Genomic DNA, 837 nt, shown 5'->3' with positions numbered 1-837 from the left:
GGCGAGCGCCTCGAGGCGGCCGGCCTCGCGCGCCCAGTAGCCGACGAGCTGCCCGTCGAGAGTGATCCGCTCCGCCTGCGCCGCCATGCATCCCTCCCCTCAGGCGATGGTGCTCGCCGTCGAACGTCCTCAGCAAAACGCCTAATGCGGCGCGGCGGGTTCCGTCGTCTCCTCGACGATCAGCGCCTCCGCCTCACCCTCGAACCCGCCCGCGCCGTCGGGGACCGGGGTGGCGGGCGTGCCGAACGGCGTGCTCGGATAGGCCTGCTCGAACCTTGCGCGCGCGTCGGCGGGGTCCTCGCCCTTGAGCACGATCTGCGGCTTGCCCGGCAGCGGCCAGCGCGGGTCGGCGGGATCGCGGGGACGCACGGCGTACCAGGGCATGGAGGCTCCAAGTCGAGACGGGAGGATCGCGCCTGCCGTGAACGGAAGCCGGTCCGGCGCGGTTCCACGAACGCCGCGCCGCATTGATTCCCGGCGCGCGCCGGTGCAGGTGCGGGCACCATGCGCGTGGACCTGTTCGATTTCGACCTGCCCGAGGCCAGCATCGCGCTGCGCCCGGCCGAACCGCGCGGCGCCGGGCGCCTGCTCGTCGTGCGCCCCGGCGACGGCCTGACCGATGCCCGCGTCGCCGACCTTCCCGGCCTGCTGCGCCGGGGCGACGCCCTGGTCTTCAACGACACCCGGGTGATCCCGGCGCGCCTTCGCGGCATCCGCACCCGGCCCGGCGCGCCCGGCCAGCGCACGGAGGTGATGCTGCATCTGCGCGAGGCGCCGGACCGGCTTCCGTTCACGGCAGGCGCGATCCTCCCGTCTCGACTTGGAGCCTCCATGCCC

At 74.4% G+C, this 837-nt stretch carries 2 protein-coding genes; one reads left to right on the top strand and one right to left on the bottom strand.

The features are described 5' to 3' along the window. Positions 1 to 141 precede the first annotated feature (141 nt). Positions 142 to 384 (bottom strand): hypothetical protein, encoded by a 243-nt coding sequence (locus FV223_RS28860; protein ID WP_147730027.1) that lies wholly within the window; start codon positions 382 to 384, stop codon positions 142 to 144. 120 nt (positions 385 to 504) lie between these two features. Between FV223_RS28860 and FV223_RS28855 the strand changes: the two genes are divergently transcribed. Beyond that, positions 505 to 837: S-adenosylmethionine:tRNA ribosyltransferase-isomerase (locus tag FV223_RS28855; RefSeq protein WP_187276298.1), on the top strand; the 333-nt coding region annotated here is incomplete at its 3' end.

It is taken from the genome of Methylobacterium sp. WL116 (assembly GCF_008039455.1).
Lineage (GTDB): Bacteria > Pseudomonadota > Alphaproteobacteria > Rhizobiales > Beijerinckiaceae > Methylobacterium.
The sequence above is the reverse complement of the archived record's forward strand: the minus strand, read 5'-3'. Positions and strand labels throughout refer to the sequence as shown.